The organism is Micromonospora sp. MH33 (assembly GCF_003013775.1).
GTDB classification, from domain to species: Bacteria; Actinomycetota; Actinomycetes; order Mycobacteriales; family Micromonosporaceae; genus Micromonospora; species Micromonospora fulviviridis.
This window is the reverse complement of record NZ_MUYZ01000055.1, coordinates 16,114-29,947: the sequence shown is the minus strand read 5'-3', so window position 1 is coordinate 29,947 and position 13,834 is coordinate 16,114. Positions and strand designations below refer to the sequence as shown.

14 protein-coding genes are annotated in these 13,834 nt (G+C 69.6%); 8 read left to right on the top strand and 6 right to left on the bottom strand.

Annotation, left to right across the window (positions count from 1 at the left end; all coding sequences use genetic code 11):
- Nucleotides 1-312 precede the first annotated feature (312 nt).
- The 8 genes from B0E53_RS36990 to B0E53_RS11865 all read left to right on the top strand — a co-directional run bounded on the left by B0E53_RS36990 (nucleotide 313) and on the right by B0E53_RS11865 (nucleotide 8,698).
- Nucleotides 313-822: a hypothetical protein gene (locus B0E53_RS36990; protein ID WP_146167649.1), complete on the top strand. Its 510-nt coding sequence runs from the start codon at nucleotides 313-315 to the stop codon at nucleotides 820-822.
- A gap of 339 nt (nucleotides 823-1,161) precedes the next feature.
- A complete protein-coding gene (locus tag B0E53_RS11890; protein WP_107076112.1) occupies nucleotides 1,162-1,716 on the top strand; it encodes a DUF3558 domain-containing protein in 555 nt (184 codons plus the stop codon).
- A 76-nt stretch (nucleotides 1,717-1,792) separates the two neighbouring features.
- Complete coding sequence (locus tag B0E53_RS11885) at nucleotides 1,793-3,319, top strand: hypothetical protein (RefSeq protein WP_146167648.1); 1,527 nt, start codon at nucleotides 1,793-1,795, stop codon at nucleotides 3,317-3,319.
- 177 nt (nucleotides 3,320-3,496) lie between these two features.
- Nucleotides 3,497-3,721 (top strand): hypothetical protein, encoded by a 225-nt coding sequence (locus B0E53_RS37515; RefSeq protein WP_168215299.1) that lies wholly within the window; start codon nucleotides 3,497-3,499, stop codon nucleotides 3,719-3,721.
- Nucleotides 3,682-4,161 carry a transposase gene (locus B0E53_RS40105; protein WP_168215298.1) on the top strand — a complete coding sequence of 160 codons (480 nt, stop codon included), beginning with the start codon at nucleotides 3,682-3,684 and terminating at the stop codon, nucleotides 4,159-4,161. The genes B0E53_RS37515 and B0E53_RS40105 overlap by 40 nt, the downstream gene beginning before the upstream one ends.
- A gap of 591 nt (nucleotides 4,162-4,752) precedes the next feature.
- On the top strand, nucleotides 4,753-5,889 hold the full coding sequence (locus B0E53_RS11875; protein ID WP_246835354.1) for a hypothetical protein: 1,137 nt from the start codon (nucleotides 4,753-4,755) through the stop codon (nucleotides 5,887-5,889).
- 159 nt (nucleotides 5,890-6,048) lie between these two features.
- Nucleotides 6,049-6,540 carry a DUF3558 domain-containing protein gene (locus B0E53_RS11870; RefSeq protein WP_107076109.1) on the top strand — a complete coding sequence of 164 codons (492 nt, stop codon included), beginning with the start codon at nucleotides 6,049-6,051 and terminating at the stop codon, nucleotides 6,538-6,540.
- A 232-nt stretch (nucleotides 6,541-6,772) separates the two neighbouring features.
- Nucleotides 6,773-8,698, top strand: a complete 1,926-nt coding sequence (locus B0E53_RS11865) for a metallophosphoesterase (protein WP_107076108.1) — start codon at nucleotides 6,773-6,775, stop codon at nucleotides 8,696-8,698.
- Here the strand turns inward: B0E53_RS11865 and B0E53_RS11860 are convergent.
- The 6 genes from B0E53_RS11860 to B0E53_RS11840 form a co-directional block, all read right to left on the bottom strand.
- On the bottom strand, nucleotides 8,620-9,147 hold the full coding sequence (locus B0E53_RS11860; RefSeq protein ID WP_107076107.1) for a hypothetical protein: 528 nt from the start codon (nucleotides 9,145-9,147) through the stop codon (nucleotides 8,620-8,622). The genes B0E53_RS11865 and B0E53_RS11860 overlap by 79 nt on opposite strands.
- A 57-nt stretch (nucleotides 9,148-9,204) precedes the next feature.
- Complete coding sequence (locus B0E53_RS11855) at nucleotides 9,205-10,599, bottom strand: hypothetical protein (RefSeq protein WP_107076106.1); 1,395 nt, start codon at nucleotides 10,597-10,599, stop codon at nucleotides 9,205-9,207.
- Entirely contained in the window at nucleotides 10,491-10,949 is a 459-nt protein-coding gene (locus B0E53_RS11850; protein ID WP_168215297.1) for a peptidoglycan-binding domain-containing protein, read from the bottom strand. Before B0E53_RS11850 ends, B0E53_RS11855 begins: the two co-directional genes overlap by 109 nt.
- Before the next feature lie 178 nt (nucleotides 10,950-11,127).
- On the bottom strand, nucleotides 11,128-11,277 hold the full coding sequence (locus B0E53_RS37510) for a hypothetical protein (protein WP_168215296.1): 150 nt from the start codon (nucleotides 11,275-11,277) through the stop codon (nucleotides 11,128-11,130).
- Nucleotides 11,278-11,426: 149 nt separating this feature from the next.
- A complete protein-coding gene (locus tag B0E53_RS11845; protein ID WP_146167647.1) occupies nucleotides 11,427-11,906 on the bottom strand; it encodes a hypothetical protein in 480 nt (159 codons plus the stop codon).
- The gene (locus tag B0E53_RS11840) at nucleotides 11,903-13,672 is read right to left on the bottom strand and encodes a sialidase family protein (protein WP_107076103.1); all 1,770 of its coding nucleotides are present in this window, start codon (nucleotides 13,670-13,672) and stop codon (nucleotides 11,903-11,905) included. Before B0E53_RS11840 ends, B0E53_RS11845 begins: the two co-directional genes overlap by 4 nt.
- Nucleotides 13,673-13,834: the final 162 nt, after the last annotated feature.

Below are 13,834 nucleotides of genomic sequence, written 5' to 3'. Positions count from 1 at the left end.
CGCCGCGCGGTCACGTACGAGATACCAGTTGCCGCCGCCCACTCCTTCAAATTCACGGCAGCAACTATAGCGCGCTAGATGTCGCTAAAGACCGCCGAGGCGCCAGCAGTTGTTAACCCCCCGGAATCGACCGGAGCATCTTTCCAACAGGAAATATGGGGCCTCCGGACGACCGCCGCAAGCACCTTGAAACGAGTGCCTCCCCGCCGCTGCTCGCGAGAAACAGGTAGTCGACTACTCGTGACCGCGCGGCCTGATCATGGTGAAGTCCAGCCGTGGGCTGCCGGGGAGCCCGTGGCGAAGGGATGACCGATGAAGATCCTCAGGCTCGGACACGTCGCGATCGTCGGCGGTGCGCTCGCCATGGTCGTGGCGTGTGGAAGTGACGGCAGTTCGAGTTCTCCCACGTCGGCGGGAACGCCGGGTACGGACGACTCTGTCAGTGCCGTAACCCAGGCGAAGGGCGACGAATGCGAACGGCTCACCAAGAGTGAGGTCAGCGAGGTGATCGGCCCGAACGACGGCGGCCAGCACGACTACCAGCTCGGCGGATGCGTCTGGACGGCGGCCTCCGCCAAGGACGGCCTCGCCGAGGCGATCCACGCGACCGTGCTGCCCAAGGCCCAGTACGAGGCAGTAGCCGAGATCGGGGAGCCGGTGAGCGGGTTCGGCGACGGCGCCACCTACGACAGCGGCTACGGCGAGCTGTGGTTCCCGTGCCGAAGCGGCGACTTCTGCGGGATCAAGGCGAACATCAACGACCCGGACAAACGCAAGGAGATCGCACTGCGGCTGGGCAAGATCCTGCAGGGCCATGTGTAGGCCCGTGAAGTAAACCAGCAAGGGCCGACTGGGCCCGCTGGCGCACTTCAGGGGAGCGTGATGACACGGATTCGGGGAGCCCTTGCCGCGCTGGCAAGGCGGCACCGCCCGAGATCAGTACCCAGGTGACGACGTACAGCGAATTCGCCGCCGCGGTCATCGACGCCAGGGGCAAGAGCATGGCCGAAGATCCCGCGGCCTACGCACGCCTCGGGTCAAGCCGAGAAGCGCGAAACGGCGATGCCGCCGGTGCCGGACTACACCGTGAAGCACTGCCCTGGGCTCGACGAACCGCTACCGGTGGAGGCGTCGTGAAGTCGTATAGAGGAGTTTGTACCCATGAGGCGCACCCGGACCCGCCCGCTACTGGCCGTCCTCGCCCTGGCCCTGGTCGCGCTCGTCGGCCTGGCCGCCTGCTCGGGGCCGGAAAACAGCCCCGCCGCTCCTGCCGTGGCGCCGCCCGCTACCGCGGCGAGCGAGGTGGCAATCGCAGCGCCGACCGAGCAGGCCACCGCAGCGCCGAGCCGGGCGATGACCGACCCCTGTTCGGTCGTGTCCAAACAGGAGGCGGAGGAATTGGCCGCCACGGAACTGCAGGACGCGGTAGCCGCCCCGGCGTCATGCACCTACACCGGGTCGGTCACCGGGCCGACCGCACAGGTGGAGGTCTACCTCGGCGATGGCGCGAAAAAGCAGTTGGACATCGATCGGCAGCTCGGCCACAAGCTGGACCCGGTGTCCGGCCTCGGTGACGAAGCCTTCATCGAAGACGGATGGATCTTTTTCAGCCAGTCCGGTGTCTGGGTGTCGATTCGTCTGCTGCGGCTCGACGATCCGGCGAAGTACCGCAAGCCGATGCAAGAGCTAGCTCGGATCGCGGCCACCCGAGTCTGATCCGGCGCTGTGGCGTACGCGGGCGGAAAGGGCTTGTGGGCAGATGCGTAGATGGATTGCGGCTGGTCTGGTCGCGGTGATGGTCGGCGTGTCTGGTTGCAGTGCCGGCCAAACCGGTGGCTCCGACCCGGCCCCGGGCAAGACTTCCGGCTACACCCTGGCCGGTACCGAACTGACCGAGAGCGAGTTCCGCTACGGCCTTGCCCCGCGGCCGCACATGGACGTCACCTACCAGCCGGACGTCGTCCTGGTCGAGGGTGGGGCGGATGCCGTCCGCTCGGTCACCGCCGACGGTCTGACCTGGACGATCGACGCCAAGGCGAAAGGGGCGTCGGAGCTGACCCCGGGGAAGGTCATGTTCGTGACCTCCCGTGGTGTCGGCCGGGTCGTCGCCGCCCAGCGCGCTGGCGACGCGATCGCCGTCACCATCGCGCCGGTCGAGTTTACCGAGGTCATCCGCGACGGGACCTTCGCCGGCGAGCAGCCCGTCGAGTTGGACAACGTCATTTCGTACAGCTCTGAGGGAGCGCTCTGGACCGATGAAGCCGCCGTCGCCGCGGCGGCACCAGCTACCGCGGCACCTGCCGCCGCGCCGGTCTCCGCCGGTGCGGCAGTGCGCCCCGCGGCGTTCACCGAGGGTGCTCTCGGTAAGGCTCCAGCCCCCGGAGCGGGGGACAAGGAACGGGTAGAAATGCCTCGCCCGGCCACCGGCGCGCCGAAGAACACCCGGTCCAACGGCTTCACCGTGGTGCCGAAGTGTTGCCGGGGTGGGGTGGGGGCCGACCTGACGTACGACGACAGCGAGATCCGGATCTTCGGGTCCTTCATGGTGCTCATGGACAAGCCACGGGCCCGGTTCCACCTAGCAGTCTCCGGCGGTCGGGTGACCGTAGCCGAACTGCAGGTGCTCGGGGGTAGCGGGCTCAAGATTGACATTGAGGGTGCCAGCAAGGTCGGCACCGCCCGACAGATCGACCGGCAGTTCACGGTCCCGGTTGACTTCAGCGTCCCGGTGGGACTTGTGCTGGGGGTTCCCTTCTCGTTCACGGTCACCCAGACCGTGCTCGTCAAGACCGCCTTCAGCGCCAAGGACGGCAACGTCAAGGCGGCCGGCGAGTACGCGATCAACGGTGCCGTCGGCTTCGGATACCGCGACGGATCGTGGGGCCTGCACAAGGTCCAGGGCCCGTTCATCAGAAGCAGCCTCATCGACTCGATCAGGGGCCCGTCGGTCGGCGCAAACGGGATTATACTGGCCTTCAAGACTCAATTCAGCATCGGATTCGGCGCGGCCGGTTTCTCCGTCGGGCTCAACGTCGCGCTGACCGTCTCAACCGGAGTCGCGCGGGGGTCGGCACTGGACCAGTTCTTCCCCGCCGCGCCAGGGACCAGGGACATCGGCTGTCGCGGTGCCAGCCTGACGATCGACATGAGCTACAACGTGGGCTACACGATCCCGGCGATCGTCGAAAAAGTGATCAACTTCTTCCTGCGGGTCTTCCGCGCCAAACCGATCCAACGCACAGGCGGTATCCCGAATCCTCCCAAGACCGAAAAGCTTTTCGGGGCGACCCAGTACGATCCACCCTCCTGCGCATCCTGACCGGCGCGGTGGGGGCGGGCTCGTCGGCCAACTGCCGGGCTGCACGGAGTGGCACGTGTTGGTGACAAGGTTTCGGAACCCGCCGCGAGAGAGGGGGGCGAAGCTCCATAGCCTGGCAAGATCCTTGGTCGCCAGATTGCACCGACGCCGTCGCCCTGCTCCGCGCGGTGTTCGCCGATGAGTCCCCCGGCCTGGCTGGCCGAGCTTCCCGCCGTGCAGACGCTGCGCGTGATGCTGGTGCAGAACTACCTGATCACCACCGATGTCAGGGGGCGGGAGGTGATCCGGCGGCGGGAGGCGGACACGGACGGTCTCCCGCCCGCCAGATCCCGGATCACGTCGCCGTACGACACCGACACCCGGTGGGCCGCCAAAGGCGACGACCTGTTCTGGAACGGCTAAAAGGTCCACCTGACCGAAACCTGCGACCACGAGACCAGCAGCGATACCGCCGGCGACGACGACCACGAACCCCGGCCGGCGCCGAACCTGATCGTCAACGTGGCCACCACCGCGGCCACCGTCCCGGACGTGAAAGCCACCACCGGCATCCACCAGCAACTACACGGCTGGCGGCGGCTGCCCGGCGACAGCAGACCAGCGACAACTGGCAGGACAAATACCGACTACGCGCCGGCGTCGAAGGCACCATCAACCAGGCCCTCGACATCACCGGCATCCGCCACGCCCGCTACCGCGGCCTCGCGAAAACCCGCCTCCAACACGTGTTCTCCGCGATCGCCCTCAACCTCGTCCGACTCCACGCCTGGTGGACCGAACACCCCCTACCAGCAGCCCGGACCAGCAACCTCCAACGCCTCGACCTGGCCCTCGCCGCCTGAACCAAATTCGGCAGCAGAGTCGCCGGGGTTGAGCGTCCGACTACCACCCGGTCGCGACCGAGCAGACGCCGGGACACGGCAGGTGAGCGGCCACCGAAGCCGCGCGGGCTGGACTGTCCATAGGGAATCACCCGATTCGGCGACCGCCCCCGGCCACCTACCGTCAGGCCCATGACGACGGATGCGCCGACGACGGCGCGCGGTGCCGGCCGCGACGGCAGGCCGGGCGGCGCCCGGCTTCGCCGCCGACTCGGCGGCACCGCAGCGCTGGTGTGCCTGCTCGCGGTGACCGCCGGGTGCGGCATGAGCAGCTCCGCCGGCTCTGACCCAACCGGCCGGCAGCACGGGTACGCGCCGAAGCCGGACCGGTCAGTGGCATATCAGCCGGACGTCGTGCTCGTCGCCGGGGGCGGCGACACCATCCGGTCCGTGAGCCGGGACGGTTTCACGTACGTGATCGACGGTGCCGCCAAGGGCGCCCGCGACCTCGTCCCCGGGAAGATCATGTTCGCCACGAGCGAGGCACTCGGCCGGGTGGTGCGGGTGGAGCCGACGGGTGGCGACCTGGCCGTCACCCTGGCCCCCGTCGAGTTGACCGACGTGGTGCGGGACGGTCACTTCACGATCGACCAGGCGCTCGATCTCGAGGCGCAGACCTTCAGCCCATTGCCCGATCTGCTGGGGGAGACCACCGACGCGCCCGCGGCCACGCCGGTCCTGCCGGACGCGCAGAAGGCCACCGGGCTGGGCATGAACGCCATCGGTCTGGGCGCGAACGCCATCGGGGCGGGCGAGGTCCGGCTCGTCGTACCACCGATCGCCCTTCGGGCGGCGCCCAAGCCGGGCCCGGAGGCGGCCGGCAGCGCCCAGCGGAAGATCGGGGACTGGGACGTGACGGCGTACAAGGACAGCGCGAAGCTGGGGCTGACCGCCGAGCACTCGACAGCGGCACAGGGGCGCGCGGGAGGTCTCAAGGTCGACTTCGACATCCAGTTGCGGGTCCGGAACCTGCGCGTCCAGGGTGATCTCCGGGTGGCGAACGGCATCATGCCGAACCCGTCGTTCCGCGTCGACGGGATCGAGGGACTCGCGGTGACGATCGCGGCCGGCGCCCAGGGCGGCCTCAGCGACAACAAGAAGGCGAAGATCGAGTTCCCGATCGAGGTGAAGCAGCCCATCATCATCGGGGGCTTTCCCGCGACCCTCAAACAGACGTTCAAGTTCCTCGTGGAAACGGCCTTCAGCGCGAAGAACGGCAACCTGTCCGCGACGGGTCAATGGGGGCTCGCCGGACCGATCGGGTACGCCAACTCGTCCGTCCTGACGCCGACCTTCTCCGTACAAAAGAGCATCATGCAGTCCCTGCGCGGCGTGTCCATCGGTGTCGAGGCGATCGTCCTGGCGGTGGAGTTCCGCTTCGGCTTCATGATCGGCCTGCCGGTGGCGGGCGCCGGGCCGTTCGTCGCGATCGTGGCCTCGGTCGGCCTGACCAACGGTTCGTCGGCCGGCCGGGTGGGCCTGCCGCTGGCCGGACCGGCGGTGAAGTGTCGCGGAACCACCCTCGTGGCCACCGTCCGCGCCGGCGAAGGCATCAGCATGTCCGGACCGCTGGCGACGGCGATCAAAAAGGCGCTGAAGGTCGACATCCCCAAGGAGGCGGACTTCCTCAAGAAGGACATCGTCAACCGCACCGTCGTCGAACCGGACGTGCCGCTGTGCCGGGGCTGAGGCCGGCACCGCGACCCAGCGCCGGTCCGAGCCCCGGGGGTGGCCACCGAGAGCACCGCTGACCAAAGGAATCCATGCCCCGCGACGTCGGGCCGTGGGCGGCATGAGAACCCCGTTGGGAAGGGATGACCGATGAACATTTTCAGGAAACTGGCACACGTGGCGATCGTCGGAGGCGCGCTCGCCCTGGTCGTGGGGTGCGGCAGCGACGGCGGTCGGACGTCGTCCGGGCCGGCGGACGATCCGGGTACGCCCGACGACGTCGCCAGTGCCATGACCGCGCCGAAGGGCGACGAGTGCAAGCGCCTCACCGCGAGCGAGGTCACCGAAGTGATCGGCCCGAACGATGGCGGGCAGCATGACTTCGCGATCGGCGGATGCGTCTGGACGGCGACCTCGGGCGCCAAGGACGGACTGGTGGAGGCGATCACCGTGACGGTTCTCTCGAAGGCCGAGTACGAGGGCGTGGCCGAGGTCGGGGAGCCGGTCACCGGATCCGCTGATGGGGCCACCTACAACCCCATCCACGGTGAGCTGTGGTTCCCGTGCCGCAGCGGCGACTTCTGCGGGATCAAGGTGAAGATCAGCGACCCGGACAAGCGCAAGGACGTCGCGACCAGACTGGGCAAGGTCCTGCAGGGCCGGGTGTAGGCCGGGTCCCGCGGCCCGGCCCGCGCTGTACCGCCGGTACGAGTACCGGCGGTACAGCGCCCGAGGGTTCCTTCGGCGGGCAGGACGTGCCGAAACTCTGCTCTGGTCGGCGAGCCGTCCACCGGTGTTGTCGCCGCGTTCACCTTCAAGATTGCCTCGCCTCCTAGCGTCCTCGAGGTCTGCGGCAGTGCCCTGACCTGCGGCGCGCCGCACGGAAGCTCGGAGGAAACACATGATCCTGCGACGCCCCCATGGCCGGGCGTTGACGGCCTTCACCATCACCGGACTGCTCGTCAGCGTGCTGAACGCGCCGGCATTCGCGCAGGGAACGGCTCTCGCGACCTCGATCCACGACGGCGACGTCCTCCACGGCGTCACCACCGTCTATGCCGCGGGTTCCCCTCTGCCTTCGCTTGACCTGGACGGCAGCCCGCTGAGCACGGCTGCCGTGTCCAGCCTGCCGGCCACCCTGCGTTTCGAGGGCGACGGGATCCAGAGCGGATCGCAGAAGCTGCTGAACTCGGTCTGGGTGAACAGCAAGCTGGTGACCCTGATCAACAAGGACTACCAGGGTTATGCCACCGCCCAGATCGCGATTCCGGCCGGCTACCTGACCGCCGGTACGAACACCGTCACGATCCGCGCCGGAAGCTCGATCTCGCCCACGGATCTCACCGCGAACCACGACGACTTCACCGTCCGCAACGTCCGGATCGCCACGCTCGACGGCACCGAAATCGCCGATCCCGCGGTCCCGCCGACCCGCATCGTGTCCCTTGGCGACGGCTACCCGGGCGGCCACGCGACCGAAGCCCAGGTGACCGCCAACTTCGCGATCACCCTCGACGAGTCCCAGGCGGACGGGGTCGCCGCCACCGTGGACACCCGTCCGTTGCCCGATGGCCCCCACAGCCTCACCGCAACCTCGGCCGGCGCCACCACGACCGTCCGGTTCCTGACCGACAACACCGGGCCCGTCATCACCGCCACCACTCCCGCGGACGGTTCCACCATCACCGGGGACCGCGTCGCAGTCACCGTGACGGCGAGCGACAGCGTCTCCGCGGTCGCCTTGGTGACCGCCCAGCTGGACGGTCGCACCATCCCCGTCCCGGTCTCCTTCCCGACCGGCAACATCCCGGCCGGCGAGCACACCTTGGCCGTGACCGTCACGGACGCGGCCGGCAACCCGACCAGCAGGAACGTCACCTTCCGGACCCCGCCGCCGAGCATCGCACCCGGCGCCTACTACCGTGGCCAGATCCGGCCCGACGCCCCGATGGCGGGTCCCGACGCGCCGCGCATCGTGGCCGCGGGTGACATCGCCTGCGCGGCGACCAGCCGCACCACGCCCACCGCCTGTCAGCAGGCCGCCGTCGCCGATACGGTCAAGTCGCTGAACCCCGACGCCGTACTCACCCTCGCCGACCACCAGTACGACGTCGGCACCCTGCCCGCCTTCCTCGCCTCCTACGACAAGTCGTGGGGCGCCCTCAAGGACATCACCTACCCGATCGTCGGCAACCACGAGTACGCGCAGGCCTACTACCCGGGGGCACGCGCCGACGGCTACTTCGACTACTTCAACGGCGTCGGCGCCCAGGACGGCCGCGCCGGCGACCGGGAGAAGGGGTACTACTCGTACGACATCGGCCGCTGGCACGTGGTCGCGCTGAACAGCGAGTGCGGGGTGGTTTCCTGCGCTCCGGGCTCCGCCCAGTACGCCTGGCTCCAGCAGGACCTCCAGCAGCACCACAACATGTGTGTGATGGCCGTCTGGCACAAGCCGCTCTACACCGGCACCTTCCGTGGCGGGAGCTACGGCAACGCTGACAGCCGGCCGCTCTACGACCTCGCCGACCGGTACGGGGTGGACGTGATCCTCAACGGGCACGACCACACCTACCAGCGGTTCGCACCGCAGGACGTCAACGGCAACGCTCGGCCCGACGCGCCACGGGAGTTCATCATCGGCACCGGTGGTGTCGGTTTCCATGGCGCGCCTGACCAGGTGGCCAACCTGGAGGCCGCCCAGGGCAACACGTTCGGGGCGCTGGAACTGACCCTCAAACCGACCGGCTACGACTGGCAATTCGTGCCGATCGCCGGCAGCACCAGCGGCTTCTCCGACTCCGGCTCGGCCTCCTGCCACCGGTAGCCCGCAGGCAGCCTCCCGGCGCCGTGACCCCGTCCACCGGATCCCGGTGGGCGGGGACACCCGTCGTTGGGCAGGGGGCGGGACGTCCCTTTGGTGAGAGACGGAAACCACTCGGTCACCACGGAGAGCAGGACCTGAGCTCCACCGCGTCCCGTCCAGGGCGTACCGGTGTGCCGGCTCTGGTACAGGAACGTTGGGAGCCAGGGAAGGAACGGTACGACCCCGGCGGCCAGTGCGCCGAGGCTCCACCAGACTGCGCGGAAGCGCTCCCGCAGCAGCGACACCAGCAGGCCGACCCCGACCACGGCGTACAGGAAGAGCGCCCAGTAGTGGGTGAGCAGCAGCAGGCCGACGACGGGGCCCATGCCCGCCGGGGTGCCCCGCCGCCGAAAGGCCCCGAGGCGGGCCTTCCAGCGGCGGGTCATCGCCGAGGTGGTGGCGGGTGGCACCGCATGGAGCGTGATGACGACCGTGCTGGTGCCCGCCCTGGGTGGGGCTGACCGGGATCAGTCCCGTACCCAGGTGAAGGTGACCCGGGCGCCGGCTGGTAGTCGGTCCAGGTCGTTCAGCTCCAACACGCCGGTTACCGCGCCGAACAGCTTGGCCTTGCGCAGCCGGAGCTGCCCCTCGGGAAGCTGGTAGCGGTAGAGGCCGTTGGCGTCGGTGCGCTTGCTGTCCTGCACCGCGATGGTCCAGTCCCCGTCCTTCGCGTGCAGGCCCAGTTCCTTGCGCCAGGTCAGGCCGGTGCCCAGGTTCAGCACGAACTCCACCTCGTCCGCCGGCTTCGCCCCGGCCTCGATCCGGTAGTCGACCGCGTCGTGGTCGCGGGTGATCAGCTGCCCCGCCGACCGCTCCGACCAGGCCGGCAGGTGGGAGGCAGGCAGCGGGCTACCCTTCGGCAGGGCGGCCAGGGAACCGTCCGGCACCACACCGACCCGGTCCCAGCGCAGCCCGAGCGCGGTGAACGTGACCGGATCCGGCACGTGCCGCAGCACCCCGTCGACCACCAGGTAGACCGGATCCTGGTGCTCCTCGCGCAGCACCGTGCCGTCCACCGGCATCGGGCGCAGCGCCCGCAGCGAGTCGCGCGGCAGCACCCGGACGTCGGACCAGCTGAACCCGAGGCGGACCAGGGTGTCCGGGTCGGGAATGTGGAACCCGTGCCCGCCATAGGTGAGGTACACCTCCGCGCGGTCGATCTCCCGGAGCAGGACACGGTCCCCGGGCGCGTCGGCGACATAACCCATCGAACCGTCCGGCAGCTCCACCACCTCGTTCCAGTGCAACCCCAGCCGGTCGAACTCCGGCGGGCTGGTCACCCAGAACTTCGCCCCGCCGTGCACCAGATAGATCCGGGGGTCGGAGCGGTCGCTGAGCAGCTTTCCCCCGGCGAGATACCAGGGCAGCCGGGGCGCGTACCGCTCCACGAAGAAACCGCGCCACTGGTCGCCGTTGCCCTGCCGCACCACCCGGTCGGCCGGGTCGTACGCGGTCTTGAACTCCAGCACGTCCTCGCGGCGGGCGTACCGGTTGTCCCAGATGAAGACCCGGGTCCGCTCGCCCTCCTCGTAGCCGTACGCCACCACCTGGTGGTCGTTGCCGAAGCCGCCCGGGTCGCGGGACTGGCACAGGCCCAGCGGCTGCGGGAGCCCCTGGTCGAGGAGCTGCTTGAGCTTGGGGAACTGCTCCTCCCGAGTCATCCTGGCCACGCCGATCCCGTTCAGCGTGGTCGGGTGGTCCGGCGTTCGCATGAACTGGAAGTACATCGGCCAGTTGTCGACGATGCTGGTGATCAGCCGGTCGTAGATGTAGTCGGCGACCGGGTTGCCGTCCGGCGGCAGTGCGCTGGCCGCGGGCACCGGCAGGCGCTGGTGCCAGTGGTCCAGCGCCGCGAACGCCATCCCGCCGCACCGGCCTTGGTGTCGGTGATCGGCAGGCCGGCGATCTTGATGTGGTTGGTGAAGCCGTTGGTGAAGGCGTAGCCGTCCCGAGCCGGACGGAAGGACACCCGCATGAGAACTCTCCCGACGTCAGTAGGTGACCCGGACACCCATCTGGTCCAGGTGAGGCGGCCGACGACGCCGTCGTCGGTGAGGCCACGCATCCGCTGGTACCGGCGGATGCCCGCCTCGGTGCGCTCGTCGAAACCGGCGCCGGGCGGGCCGCAGCGGTGCGCGCCGACGAAGCGTTTGACGACGGCCACGTCCACGTCGAAGGCGTTGACGGCACGCGGCCGGGTACCTGCGTCCACTGTCGAAACCGCAGGTCGCGGCGGCAAGGGATGAGTCGGCTATCGGCCTCGCGACCACCCGGGTGGCGGCCGGGGGCCGCCGATCGAGAAGCCGGCTCGCCGATTGGCAAGTTCGCCCGGGTGACTCGGTGGACTCGGGCGGAACATCGGCCGGCGGTCCGCCCGGCTGATCGGGCGGTCAGCCCACCGGTTCGGACAGGCGGGTCAGCCCGGCAGGTCGGTCAGCGGCGCGCACAGCCGCCGTCAGGTCCGCCCGGGACAGGCCGGCGGCGCCCGTGGGCAGCGCCGCGACCACCCGCGCCGCCGCCGCCTCGGAGAGGGCGTCCACGTCGACCGGCCCGGCGGCGGGCTGGCGGCGCGTCGCTAACAGGGGTGAACGTTCCAGGTCGTCCAGCCCACGCCAGGGTCCCTCTTTCAGGGAAGTTTCGCCATTGCCTGTCGGGAGTTCGAGATGGCGCCTCGGTCTCGGCGCCTCCGTCAGGCGCGGGCCACCAGCACGGTGACCAGGGTGTCGCCGTCGCAGTCCGGTATCTCGCGCAGCGTCCAGCGCCCGACCAGACCCTTGCCGGCGAAGTTCGACTCCGCGTCGCGGTCCTCGACCTCACCTTCCTTGAGGGTCAGCCCGGCCGCCGGGTAGGCCCGCTGCATGAACGCGAGGGTCGAGCGGAAGTCACCCGGTGTCACCGCCGTGACCACCAACCGCCCGCCGGACCGCTCCTCGGAGCCGGTGAGGACGGCGTCGGACGGCAGCGGGACCTCGCCCGGGAGCGCGGTGGGCCGCGGTACGACCGTCGCCGCCTCGGCGCAGACGAGGGTGGCGGTCGGGGATTCCGCTCGGGGCTCCGCCGCGTCGGGGGCGTCCGGATCGCCGAGGTCCGGCTCGTCGGCGGCGCCGCCGCAGCCGGTGAGGGCTGCGGCGGCGGCCAGCACGAGAGCAACCGCTCGTACCCGGATCACTTCTTCTTCACCTTCGCCTTCGTGACCGGGTCGGACGCGGCGAACAGCGACTTCCCGCCACTCTGCCGGGCGATGGTGGCCAGCGCGTCGAAGTTCTGCGCGCCGCCGGTGGCGCAGGCGCCGGTGCATCCGTCGGCGTACCCGACAAGGACGCGGCCCTGCTTGTCGATCTGGACGTCCATGAAGTCGAGCAGGTTCCGGTCAGTGCCGCAGGTGGTGCCGCCGGTGCAGATCGAACCCTTCTGCACGGCGTCGTTCGGCGTCGCGTCGGTCAGCGACCAGGTACGCCCGCCGTCATAGGTGACGGTGACGTACAGGTGCCACTCGCCGGTGAAGTTCGTGGCGTCCTGATAGTTGCCGCCGGTCGTCGTACCGAGGAAGGCGAACGCGGCCCGGTTGGGGTCGCCGGCGACCACGGCCGGGAACACCACGTTTTTTACGCCCAGCGCGGCGCCGACGTCCTGGTCGCTCTCCCAGGTACGGCCCTTGTCGTGCGAGACCGCGACGTGCGCGTGGCCGTCGGCGTTCTGGTAGCCGAAGTAGACCGTGCCGTCCGAGCCGATGCCCACAGACGGGTCGCTGTCGGCCGGCAGGCTGGGCGGCACCTTCCGTACCTGCCAGGTCAGGCCGTTGTCTTCGGAGACCGCGACGGCCTGGTTGCCGCCGCAGCCCTTGTTGGGTACGTAGACCGTGCCGTCCTTCGGCGAGACCTTCACGTGCCCGTGCAGGCCGCCACAGTCCAGCAGGGTGTACATCGGCACGGCCGGGCCGAAGGTCAGGCCGCCGTCCCGGCTGGTTGCGCAGAGCGCGTCGGCGATGTCCTGCGAGCAGTAGTAGACGGCGTTCGGGTAGAGCGGGGTGCCGCCGACGCCGTTGGGTGACCAGCGGCCGCCGCCGACGGTCTGGTGGTCGACCCCGGAGTTGATGCCCCCACCCTGCGACGGGGTCCAGGTCGCGCCGTCGTCGTCCGTGTAGCACATCAGCGAGGTCTTGCCGGCCAGTTGCGACTCGAACGTGCGGCCAGTGTCATGGTCGGTGAAGAGGATCGGGTCCAGCGAGGCGTTGGCCGTGCACTCGGGCAGGTGGGCGCTCTTGTCCTCCCACACCGCCGTCGCCGGGGACTTCGTGTCGTCGAAGGAGACCCGGTACGTGTCGGTGTACGCCTGGTACATGACCCTGCCGGTCTTCCAGTTCACCCCTATCGACGGCTCACCGGCGTCATGCGCCCGAGGCAGCGTCCCCGGCGCCGGGTAGTTCGTGAAGGAGGCCGCGCCCACCGGCCCAGGCGCCGGAGCGGCCGGCTTCACCGCGAGCTCGGCGGTGGCCGAATAGCTCCCACCCAGCGGGGCGAACGGCACGATCCGCACCGTGTACTGACCGGCCACCGGCGGCACGACCAGGGTCTCCGGGTCGGCGGTCGAGGCCGCCTGCCCCACCTCGGCGCCGCTGCTGGCGTACAGGTAGACGTCGAAGTCGGCGGCGGAGTTGGGCCAGCTCACCTTGATCTTCAGGTCGTTGCCGGCGTCGTACCCTGCCGGGACGTCGACGGTGAGCGCGTAGTCGTCACAGGGCGCTGCGGCGTTGCACGTCAGCGTGCCGCTCGTCGCCGTGGCGTTGGGCACCGCGAACGGCCCGCCGGTCCAGGTGGCGGTCGGGCTGGTCGACGACACCGTCCCGGCACCCGGGGTGGCCGCCTCGGCGGCAGTCACTCCGCCGATCGGCATCAGCAGCAGCGTCGCGGCCGCGAGCGCCACCGAACGGGGCACCGGGGTCCTCCTGGCACGTAGGTCCATGACATCCCTGCCTTCCTCGGCCACGTCCGGTGCGCCGGTACGAATGTTGCATCGTTCGCCGCAGGCCAGTCGTAACACCGTGGACAAGATGTCGCACGCCGGATGCCCTTATCGGGCGCATGTGGGATGGACTTC

Bases quoted from the DNA above. Each gene is read 5' to 3' on its own strand.
- B0E53_RS11890 (WP_107076112.1), top strand. From the start codon at position 1,162: ATGAGGCGCACCCGGACCCGCCCGCTACTGGCCGTCCTCGCCCTGGCC.
- B0E53_RS11855 (WP_107076106.1), bottom strand. From the start codon at position 10,599: ATGGCGTTCGCGGCGCTGGACCACTGGCACCAGCGCCTGCCGGTGCCC.
- B0E53_RS37515 (WP_168215299.1), top strand. From the start codon at position 3,497: ATGAGTCCCCCGGCCTGGCTGGCCGAGCTTCCCGCCGTGCAGACGCTG.
- B0E53_RS36990 (WP_146167649.1), top strand. From the start codon at position 313: ATGAAGATCCTCAGGCTCGGACACGTCGCGATCGTCGGCGGTGCGCTC.
- B0E53_RS11865 (WP_107076108.1), top strand. From the start codon at position 6,773: ATGATCCTGCGACGCCCCCATGGCCGGGCGTTGACGGCCTTCACCATC.